The 24,318-nt window shown below is 34.5% G+C and carries 23 protein-coding genes and 1 other annotated feature; all 23 genes read right to left on the bottom strand.

Features of this window, described 5'->3' with window-relative positions; genetic code table 11:
- Nucleotides 1-16 precede the first annotated feature (16 nt).
- The 23 genes from EDD63_RS02340 to pnp all read right to left on the bottom strand — a co-directional run bounded on the left by EDD63_RS02340 (nucleotide 17) and on the right by pnp (nucleotide 24,152).
- Nucleotides 17-1,609, bottom strand: coding sequence for a single-stranded-DNA-specific exonuclease RecJ (locus tag EDD63_RS02340; RefSeq protein WP_134168095.1), 1,593 nt, complete (start codon nucleotides 1,607-1,609; stop codon nucleotides 17-19).
- Nucleotides 1,610-1,729: 120 nt separating this feature from the next.
- A complete protein-coding gene (gene secF / locus EDD63_RS02335) occupies nucleotides 1,730-4,021 on the bottom strand; it encodes a protein translocase subunit SecF (RefSeq protein ID WP_134168093.1) in 2,292 nt (763 codons plus the stop codon).
- Nucleotides 4,014-4,310, bottom strand: coding sequence for a post-transcriptional regulator (locus EDD63_RS02330; RefSeq protein ID WP_166667516.1), 297 nt, complete (start codon nucleotides 4,308-4,310; stop codon nucleotides 4,014-4,016). Before EDD63_RS02330 ends, secF begins: the two co-directional genes overlap by 8 nt.
- Before the next feature lie 63 nt (nucleotides 4,311-4,373).
- On the bottom strand, nucleotides 4,374-6,239 hold the full coding sequence (gene nadE, locus EDD63_RS02325) for an NAD(+) synthase (RefSeq protein WP_134168089.1): 1,866 nt from the start codon (nucleotides 6,237-6,239) through the stop codon (nucleotides 4,374-4,376).
- Nucleotides 6,240-6,270: 31 nt separating this feature from the next.
- Entirely contained in the window at nucleotides 6,271-7,569 is a 1,299-nt protein-coding gene (locus EDD63_RS02320; RefSeq protein ID WP_134168087.1) for a thymidine phosphorylase, read from the bottom strand.
- A 7-nt stretch (nucleotides 7,570-7,576) separates the two neighbouring features.
- Nucleotides 7,577-8,047 carry a dihydrofolate reductase gene (locus EDD63_RS02315; RefSeq protein WP_134168084.1) on the bottom strand — a complete coding sequence of 157 codons (471 nt, stop codon included), beginning with the start codon at nucleotides 8,045-8,047 and terminating at the stop codon, nucleotides 7,577-7,579.
- Complete coding sequence (gene thyA, locus EDD63_RS02310) at nucleotides 8,047-8,934, bottom strand: thymidylate synthase (protein ID WP_134168082.1); 888 nt, start codon at nucleotides 8,932-8,934, stop codon at nucleotides 8,047-8,049. The genes EDD63_RS02315 and thyA overlap by 1 nt, the downstream gene beginning before the upstream one ends.
- 3 nt (nucleotides 8,935-8,937) lie before the next feature.
- Nucleotides 8,938-9,633 (bottom strand): pseudouridine synthase, encoded by a 696-nt coding sequence (locus EDD63_RS02305; RefSeq protein WP_208318288.1) that lies wholly within the window; start codon nucleotides 9,631-9,633, stop codon nucleotides 8,938-8,940.
- The gene (locus EDD63_RS02300; protein ID WP_134168078.1) at nucleotides 9,633-11,279 is read right to left on the bottom strand and encodes an oligosaccharide flippase family protein; all 1,647 of its coding nucleotides are present in this window, start codon (nucleotides 11,277-11,279) and stop codon (nucleotides 9,633-9,635) included. Before EDD63_RS02300 ends, EDD63_RS02305 begins: the two co-directional genes overlap by 1 nt.
- Entirely contained in the window at nucleotides 11,269-11,805 is a 537-nt protein-coding gene (locus tag EDD63_RS02295; RefSeq protein ID WP_134168076.1) for a hypothetical protein, read from the bottom strand. Before EDD63_RS02295 ends, EDD63_RS02300 begins: the two co-directional genes overlap by 11 nt.
- Nucleotides 11,806-11,919: 114 nt before the next feature.
- Nucleotides 11,920-13,146, bottom strand: a complete 1,227-nt coding sequence (gene tyrS / locus EDD63_RS02290; protein ID WP_134168074.1) for a tyrosine--tRNA ligase — start codon at nucleotides 13,144-13,146, stop codon at nucleotides 11,920-11,922.
- 33 nt (nucleotides 13,147-13,179) lie between these two features.
- Nucleotides 13,180-13,360 (bottom strand) — a binding site (T-box leader).
- Nucleotides 13,357-14,352, bottom strand: a complete 996-nt coding sequence (locus EDD63_RS02285; RefSeq protein WP_134168072.1) for a LacI family DNA-binding transcriptional regulator — start codon at nucleotides 14,350-14,352, stop codon at nucleotides 13,357-13,359. It overlaps the preceding feature by 4 nt.
- Before the next feature lie 19 nt (nucleotides 14,353-14,371).
- Entirely contained in the window at nucleotides 14,372-14,860 is a 489-nt protein-coding gene (locus tag EDD63_RS02280; RefSeq protein WP_134168070.1) for a hypothetical protein, read from the bottom strand.
- Nucleotides 14,850-15,239 (bottom strand): hypothetical protein, encoded by a 390-nt coding sequence (locus tag EDD63_RS02275; protein ID WP_134168068.1) that lies wholly within the window; start codon nucleotides 15,237-15,239, stop codon nucleotides 14,850-14,852. The genes EDD63_RS02280 and EDD63_RS02275 overlap by 11 nt, the downstream gene beginning before the upstream one ends.
- A gap of 46 nt (nucleotides 15,240-15,285) precedes the next feature.
- The gene (gene murC / locus EDD63_RS02270; RefSeq protein ID WP_134168066.1) at nucleotides 15,286-16,593 is read right to left on the bottom strand and encodes a UDP-N-acetylmuramate--L-alanine ligase; all 1,308 of its coding nucleotides are present in this window, start codon (nucleotides 16,591-16,593) and stop codon (nucleotides 15,286-15,288) included.
- 15 nt (nucleotides 16,594-16,608) lie between these two features.
- Nucleotides 16,609-17,310, bottom strand: coding sequence for a hypothetical protein (locus EDD63_RS02265; RefSeq protein ID WP_134168064.1), 702 nt, complete (start codon nucleotides 17,308-17,310; stop codon nucleotides 16,609-16,611).
- A gap of 10 nt (nucleotides 17,311-17,320) precedes the next feature.
- Nucleotides 17,321-17,911, bottom strand: coding sequence for a YtpR family tRNA-binding protein (gene ytpR / locus EDD63_RS02260; RefSeq protein ID WP_134168062.1), 591 nt, complete (start codon nucleotides 17,909-17,911; stop codon nucleotides 17,321-17,323).
- The gene (locus EDD63_RS02255) at nucleotides 17,908-18,243 is read right to left on the bottom strand and encodes a thioredoxin family protein (RefSeq protein ID WP_341768190.1); all 336 of its coding nucleotides are present in this window, start codon (nucleotides 18,241-18,243) and stop codon (nucleotides 17,908-17,910) included. The genes ytpR and EDD63_RS02255 overlap by 4 nt, the downstream gene beginning before the upstream one ends.
- Before the next feature lies 1 nt (nucleotide 18,244).
- Nucleotides 18,245-18,871, bottom strand: a complete 627-nt coding sequence (gene trmB, locus EDD63_RS02250) for a tRNA (guanosine(46)-N7)-methyltransferase TrmB (protein ID WP_424945037.1) — start codon at nucleotides 18,869-18,871, stop codon at nucleotides 18,245-18,247.
- Nucleotides 18,864-20,261, bottom strand: coding sequence for a dipeptidase PepV (gene pepV / locus EDD63_RS02245; RefSeq protein ID WP_134168057.1), 1,398 nt, complete (start codon nucleotides 20,259-20,261; stop codon nucleotides 18,864-18,866). The genes trmB and pepV overlap by 8 nt, the downstream gene beginning before the upstream one ends.
- Before the next feature lie 160 nt (nucleotides 20,262-20,421).
- Nucleotides 20,422-21,654 (bottom strand): peptidoglycan bridge formation glycyltransferase FemA/FemB family protein, encoded by a 1,233-nt coding sequence (locus tag EDD63_RS02240; protein WP_134168055.1) that lies wholly within the window; start codon nucleotides 21,652-21,654, stop codon nucleotides 20,422-20,424.
- Between the two features lie 116 nt (nucleotides 21,655-21,770).
- Nucleotides 21,771-21,962, bottom strand: coding sequence for a hypothetical protein (locus EDD63_RS02235; RefSeq protein WP_134168053.1), 192 nt, complete (start codon nucleotides 21,960-21,962; stop codon nucleotides 21,771-21,773).
- A gap of 3 nt (nucleotides 21,963-21,965) precedes the next feature.
- On the bottom strand, nucleotides 21,966-24,152 hold the full coding sequence (gene pnp / locus EDD63_RS02230; RefSeq protein ID WP_134168051.1) for a polyribonucleotide nucleotidyltransferase: 2,187 nt from the start codon (nucleotides 24,150-24,152) through the stop codon (nucleotides 21,966-21,968).
- Nucleotides 24,153-24,318: the final 166 nt, after the last annotated feature.

The raw sequence follows: 24,318 nt of genomic DNA, 5'->3' as shown, positions 1-24,318 counted from the left end.
TTTCATACCTCATTTGTTATAATAACACAGATTCTACAATCATGGTTATTGTTTTTTTATTACGGAACGTATTTATTGAAACATCGCCAATAAGAGTCAACTTTTTATGCTCATAACTTGCTAATTCATGGCCATGATTAAAGTATAAAAAGTCCATATTTGATGTTTGTATTTTCAAGTGTTTTCCATAGCTTAATGTACTCATTTGAAATTCATCAATCGTACATGCAAACTTTGGTTTTGCAAAATCAATTCCAAAAGGATCCAGTGCTTCAAGTTTTTCAATACGATCAATGGTTAAGTCCTCATTTTGCAAAGGAATATACACTGCAACATCTTCCACACTTTCTTCTTTTGCGATTTTTTGCAAGTGCTGATAAATTGTATCAATATCTTTTTCATAAAATGAAATACCAGCTGCTTGTTTATGTCCACCATATGCAAGCAAAACATCATCCATATCTTTAAACACCTGTCGTAAATCTAAACCAACAGAACGAATACTTCCTTTTAAGACTCCATCCTTATTGGAAAGAACCATGGCACTTTTTCCATAGGTTTGTGTAAGCTTCATCGCAACAATACCATTAAGACCTTCATGAAAATCTTTTGAGTATGCAACCATAAAATCATCATCAGCATTTACTTTTTGTAATGCCATCGCTTCATTTTTAACACTGATTTCTTTACGTAAGCCATTAATTGATTTGATTTGTTTTGCACTTTGTTCAATTTGCACAATATTTTGTAATAATAAGTAGCGAACAATTGTATTTACATTTGCTTTATCTGCTAATCGACCAATCGCATTTAACTTCGGTGCAATTTGAAATCCGATTTTTGTTGTTGTCCATGTGCTTTTATCATCTGCAAGTAGTTGAATATTCGCAAACCAGTTTTGGTTAAGAAATGATAAACCTTCCTTGATAATAATTCGATTGGCATCAAGTACACCAACCATATCTGCAACAGTGGCAATTGCCGCTAGTGTTGTATGATAATCGTGTCGTCCGATAAGTGCACGACTAATCATGAAAGCTACACCTGCACCACATAAATGATGAAATTCTTCTTGCATGATTTGTGGATGCAAAAAGTAATCACAGATCAGTTCATCTTGTTCATAGCTGTGATGGTCAGTTAAGATAATTGTTAGGCCTTGTTGCTTTGCATATGCAAGTGCTTCAAAAGCTTTCACCCCGTTATCCACTGTAATCAATATTTTATAGCCTTTTTCAATTGCCATCTCAACGGTTTTCTTGTTTAATCCATATCCTTCTGTAAAACGATTTGGAATATAGTATCCACAAGTAATTCCAAAGATTTGTAGTGCATCATACAAGATGGTTGTTGAACAAATCCCATCTGCATCATAATCTCCACAAATAAGAACTTTTTCACCATTCACTTTTGCTTGATGTAATCGTTCTACAATTGGCTTAGCATCTGTATATGATAAGTCTTCTGTTGTTTTCGTATCATATAAAATTTGCTCAATTTGAGCTTTCGTAAGTTGATTATAACTAAACACTTTTGCCACGAGTGGATCTACTTGATACTGTTGGACAATGTTTGCTATATCATCTGCTTTATATTCTTCATATATCATGAAAGTATTGTATCACAGTTTACTAGTAAGCAATATAAAATCACCCGTAAAAGCACGAATTTCATTAAAGTAAAAAAGATTTCTCCATGTATAGCATACACAGAGAAATCTATATGTCATTTAATCGTTAACCCCAGGAATAATACGTTCTTGTGGTCCTTTTAATTTCTTTTGTTTTTTCTTTGGTTTGTTTTTAACTTTAAATTTTAAACGTAACACATACCAAAGTTGTGGTGCGATAAATAATGATGATACACAACCACCAACTAGTCCAACAAGAAGTGCTACGTTGAATTGGAAGATGTTACGGCTACCAAAAACAAGTAGTGCAATAACTGGTAAAATCGTAGTTGATGCAGTTACAACGGAACGTCCAAATGTTTCACGTAATGATACATTTACAATATCACGTAGTTGTTCTTGCGATGGTTGTTTACGCGTAAATCCTTTCAAGTTTTCACGCATTCTATCAAAGATTACAATCGAGTCATTAATACTATATCCAATGATTGTCAGCAATACGGCAATAACATCTGTTGTAACTTCCATACGTGTTATTGCAAATACTGCAAGAATAACAAACACATCATGAATCAAGGCAACAATTCCACTAACTGCAAAGTCCCATTTAAATCGGATACTTACATAAATTAGAATTGCAAGCCAAGATAGTAATGACATAATAATCGCATTTTTAACTAATTCACGACCGACAATTGGAGAAACTGTAGAATCTGATACTTCAATTTCCTTATATGTGTCTGTCATATAATCTGAAATTTGTTCACGTTGCTCTTCTGTAATCGCTTTTTTAATTGATACAGATGCAATTTCATTGTTTTTTCCTGAAAGTGTAATATCACTAGGTTCAACACCTAGTTTCTCGAATTCTTTTTGTAAGGTATCAGCTTTTAAACCACCTTTGCTTTCTAAAGTGATTTTTGTACCGCTTGAGAAATCGATACCAAAGTTAAAGACACCATCACCCTTCATTCCATTGAATCCCATAGATCCAATTCCTAACACCATTACAGCTGCTGAAATTGCAATAAAGTATTTTGCTTTACCAACAAAGTCAAAGTTTTTCCATGGTGAGTGATCTTCGTATGTTTCTCCTCTTTGCACATTTGGAATGTAATCTTCCTTAATTCCAAACCAAGATTTTTTGTTATCAAGGTATCCACTTTTTACAACTTGTCCAAGTAAGAAACGTACCAATGTTACGTTAAATACAACTGCTAGAATTGTTGAGATAAGCAACATTGTCGCAAATCCTTTAACACTTCCTGTTCCGAAAATATAAAGAATTAATGCAGCAATCATGGTTGTAATTTGTGAATCAAGAATTGTTGATAGTGAGTTATGACTACCTTCTTTAAAGGCATTTTTCACACTACGTCCAGCGTATAAACTATCTTTAATTCTTTCAAATGTAATAACGCTACTATCAACAGCCATACCTACACCAAGAACTAAGGCAGCAATACCACTAAGTGTAAATACTCCTCCTAATAGTGTATATAAAGCTAATGTTGATACTAAGTAAATCGCTACAGAAAGCGCAGAAATAAATCCACAGAAACGGTATAGTGCAATTAATAAAATCGCGATAGCAACAATACCAATTCCACCAGCTAACATTGTTGATTCAAATGAACCTTCTCCCAAATTAGGACTTACTACATTCGAGTAAATTTCTTTCATTTGGAAGTTTAAAGATCCTGAGTTTAATAAATCAACAAGTTCTTGTGCTTCTTCTTCGGTAAAGTTACCAGAAATCATTACCGTTTCTGAATTTAAACCTTCACTTACTTTCGCTGCAGAAATATATGCAGGACCTTCTTCTGTCTCTGCTTTTGTTGCTTCTTCAGCATAACGTTGTCCTTCTTGGTAATCCAACCAAGTAACCATCAATTTATCTGATGTTTGTGAAAGTGCAGAAGTCACTTCATAAAATTTAGCTGTATCTGCAATTTTCAAGTTAACAATTGGTTTTCCTTCATTAAAAGCTAATGATGCACCACCATCTTTTAAAACCGTTGCATCCATTAATAAGTTGTCAGATGTATCTCTAAATGAAAGTACTGCACTACTAGAAATTACATTACGTGCTTGTTCATTATCTTGTACACCTGCTAATTGTACACGAATACGATCCCCTTCAACTGTGATATCTGGTTCACTTACTCCAAGTACATTTACACGTTTTGATACAGAGCTTGCTACTGCTGCCATATCCACTTTTTTTGTTTCTGAACCTTCTAGTGGTGATACTTCATATAAAATTTCAAATCCACCTTTTAAGTCTAATCCTAGGTTCATGTTGTCTATTGCTGGTTTTGCGCTTACACCCACAATTCCAATAATCGCTATTACCGATACCAGAAAGACAACGAGTCTTTTTTTATTCATCCAAATCTCCTCTCATAACCCCTTCGATTTTATCAAGTCCCATGCTTGATCCTTTTTCAATTGCACAATACGACAAGTATGCGACCACGGTTGATGCCTGTAATGACATAACATCATTTACTGCATCATGGACATGTCGAATGGTCTTATTCTTCCAAACAAATTCTTTCATCGTTTTCACGACTTGCTGATACGTTATATTTTTGATTTGTTCACGTTTCAACTGACTTGTTTTAAGCGTTAGTGCCAAACGGACATCCTTGTCATTGACAATATTGTCCTTATTCAATTCCCTCACTCCTTAAATACCATGTTTTATTATATTATAAAACCGTGCAAATGCAAAAGAAAATCAACGCAAGAGTATCTTTTCTTTCAATTCTTGATAGCGTTTACTTTGAATCACACCGAGTTGTGCTTCTCGATAGTCATTTCCAAAGGCTCCACGACTTAAACTAACAATCGGTGGCATTTGGATTCGTTTGAAGACAGAATTTGCGATTTGCTTTAAAAACCACTCCAAATCTTCAATAAATGCTTTTCCATCATCTAAATGATAGTATCGTATCCACTTACCAATTTCTTCATCATAAATACTGCCATCAAGATAGTTTTCTAAATAGGCTTCCACATTCATCGTTGGATAATCAAAGAAACGATGAATCAATTCATCATGATAATACCATTTCATTGGATCAATTTGTGCATCTTTCAATTCTGCACTAGGAGGCATTTTCCAATCCAACATTCCATCCTTAATTTCAGGAATGAGTGTTTTTGAAATTACTTCCTTTCCAAAGTATGCATTGATTTGTTTAGCAAGTTCAAATACTTCTACTTTCGTTAAATCTCCAATTGGTGAAATAGCACCAATACTATCACCATAGAGTGTGCAGTATCCAACTGCTATTTCCACTTTATTGGCATTATTTACAATTACTCCGCCTTCAAGTGCTGCAAATGTACTTAACATATGTCCACGAACTCTAGCTTGAATATTTTCTACAACGAGTGATGGATATGGTTTTTCATAGCCATACATCTGTGCTGTTTTTTCAGTAGCCCCAACAACTTCTTCAATGGAACCATTTCGTAATTCAATACCTAATGTATCAGCAACTTGTTTTGCATTGTTTTTTGTAAGATCGCTATTGTATTTTGTGGCTAAGTTATAACCAACCACACGGTTTGCTCCTAATGCTTTTACAAGTAAACCTGCATTGATACAACTATCAATGCCTCCACTTAAACCAATAATCCACTTTGGTTGAAATGGAAACATTTGCTTATCAAATTCATATAAAGCAACTGTAAGTGCTTCAAGTATTTTATTTTCACAGAACGAATCTAAACGAATGCTATGGAAATCATAAACTGCATATTCTTCTTTGAATCCATCATTACATGCGAAGATTGGTTTTCCTCTTGTATCAAATACAGTAGAATCTCCATCAAATACAATTACATTTTTACCATTGTTTTGCATACCAACTGCATTTACATAAATAACCATTGGCATTTTATCACCAAGCTCACTTGCATGTTTCAGCAGTTGTTTATTTCGTGAAATTTCTTTATTGCGTGTATATGGACTCGCTGATACATTCACAATAAAATCAACATCTTGATTCGCAAGTATCTTCGTAGGATCGACACTGTAATCATATGACCAAATATCTTCACAAACTTCAAGTCCAATTCGATAGGTTTTATCTTTTGTTGTAAATAGGAATGGTGAGATGAGTGCATCCATTTTCTTATAGAGATAATTACTTACCTCCATCCCGCTTAAATAGAAACGTGAATCATCAAAGATTCGATAATCTGGATTTAAATGCTTGATGTGCATTCCATCCATGATTCCGTTTTCTTTTTTTACCCAACGTTGATTATGCGCAAAGAATGCACAATTACAACGCAAGATTCGTCCATCACGACCTTTTTCTATCCCTTCTAGAGCGCCATGATACAGGTTTCCATAGATAATACCAATCGTATCACTTAAGGCAAGGATTCGCTCATTAAAGCTATGTACGTACGCACAAAATGCTTCATCTAATAACTTATCTTGCAATAGATATCCAGAAATACACATTTCTGGAAATACGATGATATCGACTCCATCATCTTTGGCTTGAGCGATACAACGTTCCATGGATTGGAAGTTTTGTTCACACTTACCTGCTACCACATTCATTTGGGCTAAAGCGATTTTCATCTTTTGCCACTCCCTTCTTTATTCATAAATCTTATAATACTGTGTAAATTAGTGGTTCTACTTCCACTGGTTCTTTTGAAATTGTGAAACAATCTTTTGCTTGTTTTACAAATGATTCATCAAATACTTCATTGTAGTACAGTTTACATAAAGCTTCACCAGCTTCAATTGCATCACCATGTTTCTTATATACTTCAATACCAACACTGTGATCAATTGCATCTTCAATACGCATACGTCCTGCACCTAAAGCACATCCTAGTAAACCAATTCCTTCTACATGGATTTTTGAAATATATCCACTTGTATCTGCAAGTACTTCGATTGTTTTATCACTAATTGTAAGTTTTGATGGATCATCAACTACACTTGTATCTCCGTGTTGACTTGCGACCATTTCTTTAAATTTAGCAAGTGCTGAACCATCATTTAACGTTTTTACTACCATGTCGTGTGCTGCTTTTTCATCTGTACAAATTCCTGATGATTGCAACAATGTAACAGCAGAGTGTACACAAAGTTCATAGAAATCATTATGTACTTTACCTTGCAATGTTTCGATTGCTTCAAGTACTTCTAATGAGTTACCAACCATGCTTCCTAAGACATCATTCATACTTGTGATTTCTGCATTCACAACTTTTCCTGCATCTTTACCAATTTGAATCATACGTTTAGCAAGTTCTGTAGCACTTTCAACATCTTTCATAAATGCTCCATCCCCACACTTCACATCAAGTAAAATCACATCGCTTCCTGCAGCTAGTTTTTTAGACATAATACTTGATGCAATTAATGGAATACTACTTACAGTACCTGTAACATCACGTAATGCATACATTTTTTTATCTGCATACACCATATCGTTGCTTTGTCCGATAATGGCACATCCAATTTCACTTACTTGTTTCTTGAAGTCTTCTTCAGAGATGGCTACTTGAAAGCCTGGAATTGATTCTAGTTTATCCAGTGTTCCTCCAGTAAAAGAAAGACCACGTCCACTCATTTTAGCAACTTTTAAACCACATACTGCAAGTACTGGCGCAAGTACAAGGCTTGTCTTATCACCAACACCACCCGTGCTGTGTTTATCAACAAAGATACCTTCCAAATCACTAAAGTCATATACCTTACCTGTTGCAATCATATCTTTGGTTAAGTCAGATAATTCACGATCACTCATCCCACGTAAATAAATTGCCATCAACAATGCACTGGCTTGATATTCTGCGATTTCTTCTTTTGCATAACTCTCCACAAAGTATGCAATTTCTTGTGAACTTAATTCGTGTCTATCACGTTTTTTTTCAATTATTTCAACAATGTTCATTTCCTTCTCACTTTTTACGATAGTGTATTAACGTAAATCCTTCCTTTTTTTCTTTTGTTACTACGATAAAATCATTTGGATCAAAAGCTGGGAAAAATGTATCTCCTTCATAGTGTTCATCTACTAAAGAAATCCACATTTCATCTACATAGGGTAACGCTTCTGTATAAATTTGGGCACCACCAGCTACATATATGACATCTTCATTATTTTTAAATGTCTCTAATAGCGCTTTTAAATCATGTGTTATCGTTACAGCTTCATGATCGTATGTATACTCTGTATTTCTTGTTACGACATAAGTGTGACGTCTTGGTAATGGCTTTTTCATACTATCAAAAGTCGTACGTCCCATTACAATATTGTGATCTAATGTAATGCTACGAAAGACTTTTAAATCTTCTGGTAAATTCCAAGGCATCCATCCATCTTTACCAATAACCCGATTATCACCCATTGCAACTACTAGTGAAACCATTAGACACTCACCTTTCCGACAAGTTTTCCGTAGCTTTCATAGTTTTCGATTTTAATATCATCAATTGTAAAATCAAAGATATTTTTCACTTCTGAATTTAAAGACAATTTGCATTTTGGTAATGGAACACGTGTAAGTTGTTCATTTACCACATCAAAATGATCTTTATAAATATGTGCATCTCCAATTGTGTGTACAAATTCTTTTGCTTCATATCCACAAACTTGTGCAAGCATTGCAGTCATTAGTGCATAACTAGCAATGTTGAATGGTACACCTAAGAATACATCTGCACTACGTTGATATAACTGACAAGATAAATACTTTTTATCTGCACTCACATAGAATTGTAAGAACGCATGACATGGTGGAAGTGCCATTTTATCGATTTTTGCAGGGTTCCAAGCACATACGATATGACGACGTGAGAATGGGTTATTAATCAACCCATCAACAAGTTCCTGGATTTGATCAATACCTTCTCCGTTAAAGTCACGCCACTGTGCACCATAAACTGGTCCCAGTGCTCCATGCACTTTCACAAATTCGCTATCTGCATCATGACTTTTAACCAACTCAACAAACTCTTCTAATGTTTCCCCATGATAATCATCACTTTTCTTGAAGTTTTCATATGGCCACTCATTCCATATTCGGACATTACGATCCACTAAATACTTAATGTTTGTATCGCCTTTTAAAAACCAAAGTAATTCTTCAGCAATCGGGCGTAAAAACATCTTTTTTGTTGTCATTAATGGAAATCCATCACGTAGATCATAACGTGTCTGATATCCAAATACACTACGTGTTCCAGTTCCTGTACGATCATCACGGTCTTCACCATTTGATAAGATGTACTTACATAAATCTAAATATTGTTGCATCTTTTACCCTCCTAAAATTTCTACTTCCTCTTTTGTTAATGCACGATATTCTCCTTCATCTAAATTTTCATCTAAATAAAGATCACCAATACGAATGCGTTTCAATCCTAGCACTTCATTATGTACTGCATGCATCATTCGTTTTACTTGATGGTATTTCCCTTCATCAATCACCATAGCATATTGCATGTCTGCAATTTGCTTTATTTTTATCGCTTTACTTATTTCATCATCAATACATACACCATCATACAATTGTTGAATATCCGCTTCTTGTAGTGGATGTTCCAAATCCATCACGTATTCTTTTTCTACATGACGTTTTGGTGATGTTACTGCATGATTGAATTTCCCATCATTTGTTAGTATCAACAATCCCTTTGTGTCGACATCTAAACGACCAACACATTGTAAATCAAAGGCATAGGGTTCAAAAACTAGATGCAAAACACTTGGATCTAGTTCATCATTATTGCTTGAAACATACCCATCAGGTTTATTCATCATAATGTAGTAGAATTCTTGATAGTCTAAGATAAAGCCATCATAAATGACTTCATCTTTTGTTTCATCGATTTTATAATCATCATTTCGTACAACTTCACCATTTACAGTAACTTCTCCACTGCGTATGATTTTTTTCACTTCACGACGCGTTCCATATTTTAAATGCGCCAAATATTTATCTAATCGAATCATCATTTACCTCTTCTGAACTTGTTTTTAATTCCATCTAAATCAAAATGGAAAATACTTTGTGGAATATTACAATACAAAGTAATTGCAGCATATACACCTACAGTAAGAATTCCCATAAATCCAAGTAATAGAAGAGATACAATCCGATTTCCACTGTAGTTTAATAATCCTGTCCAGTTAAATACCATAGAAACTAAAAACATTCCAACAAGTCCCGTTAATATAAAGATTAACTTTCTAAATGAGTATTTCCAGTTCACTTGACATTCTTTTTGGATAATATAGATATTCAATCCAGCAAAAATAATATATGCAAGTAAGCTTGATAGCACCATTCCTGGCACCCCAAACATCGAAATAAATAGACGGTTTGTTAAAAGCTTTGTCACTCCAAAGACCATCGTAGTATATATAATTTGTTTACGTCTTCCTAGAGCAATAACTAAACTTGCAAAAATAGGACATATCGTTGCACTAATTCCTTCAATGGTAAACCATTGCAATGTATTGACATATAATTCACTGTATTCACCGCTTACTCCATATAGCGTGTATAAAATCGGTCTAGCAAATAATGCCAAGGCCACACAAATTGGTAAGCAAATGTAAACAACTGACTCAACACATTCAACTACATATTTACTTACAACTTTAGGTTGATTGCGTTCACGTGCTTCTGTAATATATGGATAAATCGCTGAACTAAACCCTGGTGCTAATACCATTGGAATAGCAATTAACTTCATCGCTTTATAGAGTACTGCATCTTGATACATATCGATAATACTCGCATTAATTAAGGTACCTGATTGTCTACCAAATGCTTCAAGTCCTGGTTTAAAATCAATGATATTTAAAAATTGATCACAATACCCAAAAGCAGCATTAATTAAAAATGGAATTGCAAGAATAATCAATTCACGAAAGATAATTTTCGCATCAACTGGTTCTTTCTCTTGTTGGTTAGCTAATTCTACAACTGGTTTAATAGTTTTGGAGTCGTTTCGTTTAATGTAAGCAATGGTCACAACACCGGAAACACTTGTCGCAATTACACCAAAATAGACCGCCCAGTAACGTCCAAAATCAAGTACATAAATAGCAATCCCACTAACGATAAGCAAAAATAAAATTCGTACGATTTGCTCGACGATTTGCGAAGCTGAATACACATGAATTTCTTTTAGTCCTTGATAGAATCCACGTACACTACTTAGTATGGGAATAATAAACACTGCTAGTGATAAAATAACAAGTGAATTTCGATACAATGGAACAAGTGCTGGCTTTGAAGCCATTTGTGAAGCAAGTGGACCTGATGCTACTAGTAAAAACAACATACAGATAAAGCCAAAAGCAGTCATTGTATAAAATGACACTTTTCGTACAAGTAATGTTGTCTTGTAGTCATCTCGCGCCATATAACGGGATACAAGCGTCGCAATCGCAAATGGTAGACCTGCTTGCGCAATGGTTAATACATACGAGTATACCCCGTATGCTCCCCCATAAACCGCTTTATATTCAGCTGACTTTAAAATCGCATCAAATGGTATTGTATAAAATATACTTAAAAACTTCGCAATAAATAAACCCGCAGAGGATACTAATCCTCCAACGAGTAATGACTTCTTATTATTCTTCATGCTCTACCTCTTTTACATACACAACTTCACCGTTAATGATGGACGTGGAAAAGAACACTCGTACATTGCTTTGGTTTTCTTCCATATAAGAAACCATCACATAAATATCAAATGTGTTTGTTTCACTTTCCCCATTCACAGCTAAACCTTTTGGATAGCCACGACTAGCATCCACCTGATTTGGAATTAATCCATATGTTTCTTCTTCAAAAATACCGATCGAAGGTTCCATTTTAGATTCTGAAGTACGTTCAGGATCAAGTGCCATCATTTGTACTTGATTCATCAATACCTTAGGTTCATCAATAATCACTGTATACGATACAGCATCACCTTCTAATTCATGAATTTCAAAAGTGAAATTAAAGGGTATATCATAACTATCCGAACCGTTTTGTGCATTGGCAACAATTCGTTCTTTAAATACATTATAAATTTGCATTGCTTGTGAACTCGCTTCATCACTAGTTTTACAACTAACAAGGAGTACGGCTGCAATCAAGCATAAGAGTGTTTTTTTTCGCATAATTACCTCTAGATGATTATACCATAATTGGACTTAGAATAAAGTGATTTTGGTATTGTCTTTGTTCACGAAAACTTCAGAAAAGAAAAGACGTACATTGCTGTACGCCATTTGTTAGATAAGCTCTAATACGTAGTAATTACGTTTTCCTTTTTTTACAATTGTGTAGTTATTGATAATACATTGTTCTTTATTTACATTGTATTCTACATCTGTCACTTTAATTCCGTTAATCGCAATTGAATTTCCACTAACAAATTCACGTGCTTCACGTTTACTAGATGCAATATTGCTTTCTACTAAACAATTGACAATATCCATTCCTTCTTTAACTTGAATTGTATCAAATCCACGAATTGCATCAGCAAGTTCATTTTTATCAAGATCTTGAATATTTCCTTTAAATAGTGCATTCGTAATACGTAATGCCTTATCGTATTCATCTTCTCCGTGTAAGTATGTAACTACTTCTTTAGCAAGTACTTTTTGTGCTTCACGTTTGAATGGTTCTGTTTTTACTTTTTCTTCTAATGCTTCAATGGTTGGACGATCTAAGAACGTTAATTTCTTTAAGTAGTCAATTACTTTTTCATCTTCTGCATTAACTAAGAATTGGTAAAGTTCATATGAAGATGTTTGGTTTTTATCTAACCAAATTGCTTTTCCTTCACTTTTTCCAAATTTTGTACCATCTGCTTTCGTGATTAGCGGCATTGTAAACCCAAAGGCTTCTTTACCTGTCTTTTTACGGATCAATTCAATTCCTGCAGTAATGTTTCCCCATTGGTCTTGTCCACCAACTTGCAATACTGTATTTTTGTTATCAAATAAGTGTAAGAAATCTAACGCTTGTAAAATCATGTAAGAAAATTCTGTATATGTAATACCAATATCCATTCTTGATTTTACAGTTTCTTTAGCTAGCATATAGTTCAAGTTAAAGTATTTTCCATAATCACGAAGATAATCAATGAAGTTTAAATCTTTCATCCAGTCATAATTATTCACAACTTCAAAACCAAAGATATCTTCTACTTGTTTGCGTAGTTTACGGTAGTTATGATCCAATTGTTCTTTGGTAATCATCGGACGTTCGGTATTAGGTTTTGGATCCCCAATAAGTCCTGTCCCTCCACCAACTAATAAAATTGGGTGATGTCCTGCATCTTTCAAACGTTTTGCGATTAGAAAACTAGAGTAGTGTCCAATATGTAAGGAATCTCCTGTTGGATCTGTTCCAATGTAAAATGTAATACTCTTGTTGTTTAACATGTCTTCAATTTCTGGAGAACTTATATCATTGATAAGTCCACGCCATTGTAATTCTTCAAATAATTTCATCTCATATCTCCTCAAAATAAAAAAACGCCCTCATCTAAGGACGTTATAAACGCGGTACCACCTTAGTTCATAAGTAAACTTATGCACTTAACTCCTTAACGCTGAGTTGCGTAAACGCTCATAGGTGTATTTCCCAATTCTTTTGCATGGCTTGCACCAACCGCCACTTCTCTATTGCTTCATTATTAGGTTCTTGTCTAATCTACACGTTTATTTTGTTGTTTGTCTTGGAGTAAACACATAGCTTAACTCCGTTTCTCTATTATAACTGTCATGTTCATCATCTTGCAACATTTTTGTCATAATTCGCATTGACACTGCACCTAAATCATAGTCAGGAATTTTGAATCCTGAAATTTGTGGACGTGCCATTACGTTATATTTACTATCTAATACACAAACAAGTTGCATATCATTTGGAATATCAATTCCTACTTCTTTGGCAACGTTTAACACAGCCATCGCTTGTGAATCACGGTATGTGAACACAAATTCATGTGTATTGTTGTTGAAGTATTCTTTTAAGTACTCATATGATGAGCGGTATTCTTTTGGAATCGTAATATAGTTTTCAAACACTTCACCGTGTTCTTCATATACACGTTTTAATCCTTTGTATAATTCTTCAATCATCGCAGGATTTTTACGGTCTTCAACTAAAGCCATATTGCGAATTCCTGATTCATATAATTGTGAAGCATAATCATAAATCAGTGCTTCATAATCAACATATACCGAGCAAATATTGTTGTTAGAAATACGGTTTCCAATAACAACAATTGGAACATCATAGTTTGTTAGTGTTGCAATATCGTCGTTATTTAACTTGTCATTAAAAATCACCACTCCATCAACTCGTGATTTAATAATGGTTTCAATGATATCACTTGTTGCTGAAATTCCTTCAGTTGTCGTATGTAATACCATGTTGTAGTTATATAATTTTGCAACATCAATTAACCCATTAATAATTTGTCCAGTATAGAAGAAACTTGCTTCTGGAATCACAAAGGCAATCGTTGTTGTCTTTTGTAAAGCAAGACCTTGCGCAATCGCATTTGGCTTGTATCCTAGTTTCTCAATTGCTTCTTGAACTTTTAGACGTGTGTCTTCACGTACCACTTCTGAGCCGTTAATAACACGAGACACCGTAGCTAAGGATACGTCTGCTTCTTTTGCAACATCGTAAATTGTAATTCTTTTCATGTATCGTTACTACCTTTCATTACCCTTTCTTCTTTAATAGATTTTTCACTCCATCAGCAACTTTTTGGGTAAAATCAATTGTTGCATCTTTTGCAGTTTCAATCTTTTCTTGAACATCGTCACGTGCCATAAAATCATTCACGCTTTGTCCGACTTTTTGTACAGTCTCATTTTTAGAAATCGACTCTACAACGTCATCAAATGTATTATTTAATTTCTTTAGAACATCTTGAACTCGATCGTCTTCTTTGAAGTCTTCAAGCGCTTTTTTAGTAGCTTCAACCATCTTTTCAACTTGTTCTTTTGCTTTTTCAAAAAATTCTTGTGTTTGTTCAGAATCTTTAACATCTTTTACTTTTTCTTTTGTTTTGTTAAATACTTTTTCTAATTCTTGTGAAAGATTATCAATAATTTCCTTCTTTTTTGAGTCATCTTTATGCTCATCTTCTAAACGAATAATGTCATATTTCGTTTGATTTTCAAACTCGTTAAATTCCTCATTCTTCATTGATAATGACCTCCTCTACTTCAACTGTAGTTTGATCTGAAGTTGATTTAGCGTGTCTAGGTTTTACCTTCACGCCTTTCGCTTTTTCCTTAACAGCGCTGAAACCTTCTTTCGCCGCATCAAGACCGGCATCAATCGTATCGCGTGTTTTGATATGGAAACGGTCGACGGTGTCCGAGATATCTCCAACCGTTTGTAAGGGTCGATCGAGTTTCTTCACCTGCGCTTCCGTTGTTGTTAATGTTTTGTTTAGTGTTTTTAAAGACTCGATTACATTCTTAACACATACGATTAAGAAAATAATCAATATCAATACTGCCACAGGAATCAATTTGCTTGAAACTTGGCTTAGCATTTCGATAAATTGGTCACTTCCCATATTACATTCCTCCTATAAGGTATTCTATATCATTTTGAAAGCATTTTCAAACGTTTTGAAAACTTTTCAAACGGTCTTTAAACTTGTAAATATCTTTGCTACTCATAAATACATAAACTGCTGGTTTATGTGCATCAAGTTCACGGATTGCATCCTCTGACATATCGCATGCTTTTGCTTGTTTAACATGTGCTAAAAATGATTCATTTGTAACTGTAATTCCTTCTTCTCTTTTTGCATTTTCTGGAAAAGGACATAAATATATGGCATCTGCTTTTTTGAATGCATCAGAAAAATCATCTAAGAAATATTCAATTCGTGAATATCGATCTGGTTGAAAAATTGCAACGATCTTCTTATCTGGATATTTTTGTTTCGCAGCATCAATTGTCATCTTAATTGCTGTAGGATGATGCGCATAATCATCAATATAGACATTATCATTTACTTCTTCAACGATAAAGCGGCGATCCACTCCTGCAAAACTTTGCAATCCTTTCTCAAGTGTATCCCCATCAAGTCCATTCATAACTCCAATACTAATCACACCAAGTGCATTATAAAGTAAATGCACACCATAGAACGGTAGTTTGAAATCATGGAAATGTTCACCATTTACCATACAAGTAAAGGAAACACCATCTGCATCTTCCACTACATCTTTTGCATATACATCATTATCTTCATGTAGTCCATAGTACATGTGATTTACATCAACTTTTAAATTTCGTGAACTTGCTTCATCACCAAAAATGGCAAGTCCTTTTTTTATATTTTGACTAAATTGTTCAAATGCTAAAACATAGTCATCCATATCTTTATAATAATCGACATGATCAAGTTCCACATTCAAAATAATCGCATAATCTGGATGGTAATTTAAGAAATTACGCATATACTCGCAAGATTCTAAAATAAATGTCTTAGCATCTTTTGGCATATATCCGGTTCCATCACCGATCAAGTATCCAGTTGGTTGTACTTGTTCGAAAACATGGGCAAGCATACCAGTTGTTGTTGTTTTCCCATGCGTACCTGCAACACAAATCGAATGATATTCATCAACTAATTTTCCTAAGTACTCGACATATCGATAGGTTGTAACTGTTGGATTTGCTTTTGCAGCTTGCACTTCTTCATGAGAGTCATCAAAAGAATTTCCAATGATAACTGTCATGTTATCTTTAATATTTTCTTTCGAAAACGCGAAAAAAGGAATCTGATGTTCCTTTAGTTTTGTTTCCGTAAAGATAAATTTTTCAATATCAGAGCCAGTAACTTCTTCACCCATGTCTTTTAAAATACAAGCTAAAGAAGCCATACCAGACCCTTTAATACCGATAAAATGAATCATAAAGTTTCCTTCTTTCTAAAATGGAAGATCCTCATTATCTTCTGTATCTTCTTGTGTTTGTTCTTGCTCTTCTTCTTGTAAGTCACGAATTGGTGCATCATCACCAAAAAGTGAGAACTGAACCATTTCCTCTTCTTGTTCATATGGTGAAGCAACAATTTGATCAAGCGAAATATTTTCGATTTCTTCTTCTTCAACATCATCGCTTTGCATTTGATTCACAGCAAGTTCTACTTGTGCTTGTTGATGGAATTCTTCTAATTCCACTTCTCCATAAAATGGCGAAATCACAGTACCTAAAGAATCTTTCGTACGACGTGGTTTCGATGCAACAAATTCAGCTTCTTCATCAATTTTCTCTGTAGTAACACCTGTAATTGGTGAAATCACTTGAGGAATTTCAAAATCCTTTGCAATTTTTGGTTGCAAACGTTTCGTAATTGATGGTTCTTCTTTTTTTACCTCATCTGCTTTAATATCAAAAATGTTTTCTAACTTACTTTCTGGTTCACGAATTCGTTCAATGTCCTCAGTAATTGCCTCAACATCTTCATAACGTGGTTTTGGTTTTGGTAATGGTTTCGGTTTTGGTTTTTGTACCTTTACCTCTTTTTCTTCTTCGATGAATTCCCCTTCATCTTCATCACGAATTAAAGTTTCCTCTACATCCGTTTCTTCTGTGAAAAGTACATCTTTAATTTTATCAAAAATTGACATATGCTAGCTCCTACTTGAAGAAAGGTTCGCCGACCTTAGCTTCATCTTCTAGTATTAATATACCCTTTTTCTTCTCTTCTATCAATCCTAACTCATAGGCACTTGCTAACATTCCATCACTTTTTATACCACGAAGTTTACCTTTTGTGATGAATTTGCCATCTGGAAGGACAGCATTTGGTAGACATGCAACAACGTTTATATTTGCTTTTACGTTGGCAGCACCGCATACGATTTGAACAACTTCTTTTCCAACATCGACTTGACATACGTGTAAATGATCACTATCTGGGTGATCATCACATGCAAGTACGCGTCCAACCACAATGTATGGATTGAAATCATGAATGATTTCTTCATCAAAAGCATCATGTAAGCTACCATTTACAAAACGTAGTAAATCGTATGTCATCTTTTGATATCCATCTTGATCGGATTCAAAGTGATCAACTTCAATATTGTAACCAAGCAGCTTTTCATCTTTACCTAGAAGTTTTGTGACATTCTTACTTTTAATTGTAGAAATTACTTCTTCATCATGTAAGATAACAAGCACAACTCCTGGAAATGCTTTTGCATTATAGAATACTCTTGCGATCATCTTAACGCTCCTAAGAAATCATCAATTTCTTTTTCACTTTTGCGTAGTTTAGAAACAAAACGCGCTTCTTCTTTTCCGTTCTTAATCGCTACAAATGATGGGATTCCCATAATTTGTAAACCGATTGCCAAATCAATAAATTTGTCACGATCTACATAAACGAAATCATAGTCACTATATTTCTCTACCAACTTTGGCATAAATGGTTCAATAAAGCGACAGTCTGGACACCAGTCAGCACTGAATGTAAAAACTACAACACCTTCTTTTTTATATAATTCTTCAAACTGTTCTACAGATTCAAGAATTTGCATTCCTTCTTTTAAAGCCATCTTACTTTCCTCCTTTTACCCATACGGCACGATAAATCGGACCTTTTTCCATAAACTTTCTTTCATATTCACTGATGATATCTTCATCATGTTGTTCACTACGAAAATCCAAATAAATCTCTTCAAGCTTGAAGCCAAAGTTTTGGAATTCAATAATCGAATACTCAAACAAACTACGATTATCTGTTTTCATAATAATTTGGCCATCATCACTTAAGATTTGATGGTATTTATCAAGAAAGCGTTCATTGCTTAAACGACGTTTCTTATTACGATTCTTTGGCCATGGATCTGAGAAATTCAAATGAATGACATCAATTTCTTTTTTGGCAAACCACTGATCAATATTTGCAGCATCACCATGAATAAATCGAGTTTGTTGTTCCAGTGTATCTTTTTTACGCAATGCTAAAGCAGCTACACTTTCTTGTTTTTCGATTCCAATCCAACCAAGTTCTGGATATAAATTTGCCATACCAATCCAGTAGTCACCTTTTCCTGTTCCAATTTCCACGTGGATACAATCACGGTTTAATAACTCTCGCCACTTTCCTTGGTATATTTCAGGATTGTGGACATTGACTTCACTATTTGCAATAAAGTCAGCTGCCCATTTCAATTTACGCATCCGCATGCGAGTCTTCCTTTGCTAGATCTTGTAAGGCTTGTGCATAGATTGCACCTGCTTTTAATAAATCATTTACTTTGATTCCTTCATCTTTCTCGTGTGGTCCACCAACAAAGAAATTTGGTGTTTCACGATCTGGGAATTCTGGACCAAATGCCACAAAGTTTTCAAACTTACGTGCATAAGTTCCTCCACCAATCGTTTTTGCTGGTGAGAACAAATCTTTTGTATATGCTTGATATGCATGCATTAGTGTTTTTACAATTGTACTGTTTGGATCCACAAATAAAGGTTTGCTATCTTCTACAGGTTTACATGTAATACTTGCTGGTAAGCTATCAATAATTCGTTGTTCTAATTCCTTACCAGTTGTATCATTTGGATAACGAATATCCAATGTGATTTCACTGTGGTTATTTTCAATTGAAACAATTCCAACATTCATAGTTAAAAAGCCCATGTATGCACCTTCCATTGCAATACCTAAACCAGTACCTTTCCAGTCCATCAATATATTGGCAAAACTAGCAGCTAGTTCATCATGAAAACTTGCACCTACATAATTTAAGATATGTACTGCAGCATTCACTCCATTATATGCCATTGCTGCATGGAAGTATTTTCCTTCAATTTCAATAATGTCATCTTCACCGGCATCAATAATTTGACCAGTTAATTTTTCAACTTGTAAATAGTAATGAAATTCATCTTTTTGTTTATCTGTTAATTTTGGTAATGTTGCTTGTGCTTTACCAATAACGATGTTTGGACGTTCTCCAGCAACCAGTTTCTTAATCACTGTTGTTTTGTCGCTTACCAATACTGGATTGATGTGTCCTTTTTCTCCATATATAACTGGGAAGTCCGCATCTGGTGTAAATCCACATGTTGGAATTTCACCATGCTTTGCATAGTAATCCATACACTTCATTCCAGTTTCTTCGTTTGTACCTAAAATTAAAATGATTTTCTTGTCCAATTTAATATTATGATCTTTTAATGCTTTTAGTGCATAAAAGGCAGCCATTGTAGGTCCTTTGTCATCAAGTACTCCACGACCAAGAATATACCCATCTCTTTCTACCATATCTGTTGGTGCATTTGTCCAACCTTCACCAAAAGGAACGATATCTAAATGACCAAGTACCCCGATACTTTCTTTACCTTCTCCATATTCAATCGTACCAGCATATCCGTCTAAATCTTTTACGACAAATCCTTCTTTACGACCTAAATCAAGCATATAATCCAATGCGTTTCTAACTTCCGTACCAAAAGGTGCATGTTCTTTTGCAGTACTAAAATCCTCCAATGATGGAATTGCAATTAGTCCTTTTAAATCACTAAGAAATGCCTCTTTATATTCATTCATTATTGTATAAAAATCCATAGTGTTCACCTCGACTAATAGTTTAACACATATAAACAATTTATGGTACATGATGCACCTATCTAATTTGAATAATTTTCATATTTTATCCACGTTTACAATAAAAAAACATCACCGATGCACACAGACAAAGATGATGTTTAATGTAACTTATAGATACTTACTTTTTAATTTTTTGAATCAGTTTATTTACTGTGTGATAGTACGATATCGGAAGAACAAAATCTCCAAGATATTCTAAGACATATCCTTGGAATCCTTTCTTGAATTCATACACTCCATAATCCGGGTCACTTTTATCAAAGTTACCAGAGATTCCATAGAAATTGTAACGTTTGAATCCACCAGCAATACCATGTTTGATTACATACCATTGAATCGCATATTGTGCGTAAAAATTCATGTATTTTTCATAACTTCCACTAAACATGTATGTTATTTCATCTTCAAACAAAACAAACATTGCAGCTGATAATGGAATATAATGTCCATCTTTACACAACTCTTGCGCTTCATTCAAACGTTTCTCTAAACTATTAACCGTAATTCCCAACTCTTTTGTTTTTCCTGAATCCGGATTCTTCGCTTTTGAGTTCTCATATTTTTGCGATTCACGAGCAAGTGAAGTTTGTAGGCTTTCAATATACTTATCAACATTTAAATATGCAATTAAGAATTTCACTTCTCCATTATCATGAAATTGACGATACATTTCTTGGTAGTAAGCAAGTGGTTTGTCTTCAAATCCACGACGATCACTTGTTTCTTCAGTGATTCGTTTGTATTCAGCTAAATCGTCATATCCAACTTCTTTAATTTCAATAAAGAACTTTTCTGTTTTCTTGATGATATTTCGATGGTTTTGTTTCATCGCTTTGAATACTTCGGTTTCACTTTTACCTTCTAAATCAAGTACAAACATCCAACGTACTTGTCGTGAATAATCGTATTCCGTAATAAATCCTTCGTGTTGATAACCTAAACTTTCAAGTAGTGGTACTACCTTTGAATTATCAACTCCACCTTCCACAACATCTCCATTAATATCACGTTCTTTATGAATGATTCCTGGATTAATATCCAATTCATAACCCTTTTTTGATTTTAGAAATTTCTTCACTTCAGTTGTAAAAAATGAAAGAACTTCCTTATCGTTGTAATCGAGTAATGGTCCACGAAATGCACTAAAAAAATACTGACCAAAACGGTTTTTTATTCCAGCCAATCGACAAGCACCAATGAGTTCACCATGTTCACGAATTCCAACATAGTAAGAGACTTGCCCACTTACTTTTCCAACTTCACCCATTTGTGAAGTTTGCATAAAATTATGTAACGGATGTTTTCTAGCAAATGCATCAAACTCCGTAGTTGTTATTTCTTCAAAAATCATAATTCACCTTTATCTTATATGTTCCATGTAATTATACACGTTGTCTACGTGCTTCTCAAGTTAATCACAGTTAAAGCACTCATAAAAAGAACATCCTGTTATGGACGTTCTTTTACTTATTTCTTATCCGTGTTATTTGTCTCTTTCGCTTTTTTTGCATTTGCTTGATAGATAGTTCCCATCGAAAGTGAAATCACAAAATAGCAAATGGCTAGTACCATACTATCAGATAACAACATCAAGACTGAACAAAGCAAGAAACAAACACTAGAAATCAAAAATAGAATATTAAACTTTTGATTTTTCATCGCTTATTTTACTTCCGTTGATTCAGTACTTTCTTCTGTTTTAGCTTCTTTCACTTCTTTTTTTACTTCTTCACGTTTTGGACGTTCGATAAGTGCTTTTGCTGAAACATTAATACGACCACGGTCATCAATTTCAGTAACTTTAACTTTGATTGTATCACCAAGTTTAAGTACCTTATTTACATCTTCCACTCGTTCGTGTTTGATTTTTGATACGTGAAGCAATCCATCAACTTTACCAAATAGGTTCACAAATGCACCAAATTTTTCAATACGAACAACTTTAGCATCATAGATGTCACCAACTTTTGCTTCTTTTGTGATATCCATAATCATTTGTGCAGCTTTATTGATTGCATTTTGATCTGAGTGATAAATAATTACACGACCATCATCCTCAATGTCAATTTTTACATTGTCACAAGCTTCGATGATTTCGTTAATCATTTTCCCACCAGGTCCGATAACATCTTTGATTTTATCTACATTGATGTACATGATGTGTGTTTTTGGAGCATATTTAGAAACTTCTGGACGAACTTCAGAAATTGTTGCCATCATGTTTTCTAAGATTTGTGCTCTTGCGATACCAGCTTGTGCAAGTGCTTCTTTAAAGATATCTCTTGTAATACCAGTAACTTTGATGTCCATTTGAAGAGCTGTAATTCCTTTAGGTGTTCCAGCAACCTTAAAGTCCATATCTCCAAAGTGGTCTTCCATACCTTGAATATCGGTTAATACTGTATATTTTTCGTTGTCTTCATCCATGATTAGACCCATCGCGATACCAGCAACTGGTGCTTTAATTGGTACCCCTGCTGCCATCAATGACATTGTACCTGCACAAATTGATGCTTGTGATGATGAACCATTTGATTCTAATACTTCAGCAACTACACGAATTGCATATGGGAATTCATCAACACTTGGTAATACTTGAAGTAAGGCACGTTCACCTAATGCACCGTGACCAATTTCACGACGTCCAGGTGCACCCATTCTTCCTGTTTCCCCTACTGAGTATGGAGGGAAGTTGTAGTGGTGCATGAAACGTTTACGATCTACTTCACTTAAGTCATCGATAATTTGTTCATCATTAAGTGCTCCTAAAGTCGTAACACTTAATACTTGTGTTTCTCCACGTGTGAAGACTGCACTTCCGTGAACTCTAGGTAGTAAATCGATTTGCGAATCCAATTTACGTAGTTCTGTAATTTGACGACCATCTGGACGTACTTTGTCTTCAATAATTAAACGACGTACTTCATCTGCTTCAATACTATGGCAAATTTGTTTTGCTTGTTTTGCAGCTTTTGCTTTTTCACTGTCGTTTTCGAATTCTTGTGCTTCAATCATTGCAACTGCTTCAGCAGTAATTTCATCGATTTTTCCATAACGTTCAAGTTTCTTTTCAATCGATACAGCAGCACGTAATTCTGCTTCATATTTTTCACGAACTAATGCATTGACTGCTTCATCAACTACATATAATTCAATTTCGCGTTTTTCTTTTCCAACTTTCGCAATAATTTCTTCTTGGAATGCAACTAGTTCTTTAATTGCTTCATGTCCAAACATAATCGCTTCTAACATTTCTTCTTCAGTTACTTCTTTTGCACCTGCTTCAACCATGTTAACTGCATATTTTGTCCCTGCAACAGCAAGGTCAATTAATGAAACTTCTTGTTGTTCCGGTGTTGGGTTAATGATGTATTCACCATCGATATAACCAACGTTAACTCCAGCAATTGGCCCATTGAATGGAATATCACTTACACATAAAGATAAAGATGCTCCTAACATTGCAGTCATATCTGCACATGCTTCTTGGTCAACTGAAAGTACTGTATTTACTACTTGTACTTCATTACGGAAACCATCCGCAAATAATGGACGGATCGGTCTGTCAATCATACGCGCAGTTAATGTCGCTTTTTCAGATGGACGTCCTTCACGTCTTAAGAATCCACCAGGGATTTTCCCTACTGAATACAACTTTTCTTCATACGTTACCGTAAGTGGGAAAAAGTCTAAATCCATTTTTGCTTGTGAACTTGCAGTAGCTGCTGATAATACAACTGTATCACCATATCTAACTAAGACAGATCCACCAGCTTGTTTGGCTAACTCACCAGTTTCTACCACGATCCCCCGACCGCGGAAATCTAAACGAAATACTTCTTTCGCCATGTCTATTACCTCTTCTTTCAATATGAACTAATAATATCATAAATTCATAGCAAACAAAACAAAAATGGAAGGTATTAGCCACGGAATGCAAATATACATCACTTTCTATTTCGTTGTCATCGTGAAACAAGTAGAAAAGTCATATCCACAAAAAAACTTCCTCAAG

This window comes from Breznakia blatticola, from assembly GCF_004365815.1.
GTDB classification, from domain to species: Bacteria; Bacillota_I; Bacilli_A; order Erysipelotrichales; family Erysipelotrichaceae; genus Breznakia; species Breznakia blatticola.
Note: the sequence above shows the minus strand (reverse complement) of the source record. Positions and strands in the feature narration are given on the sequence as shown.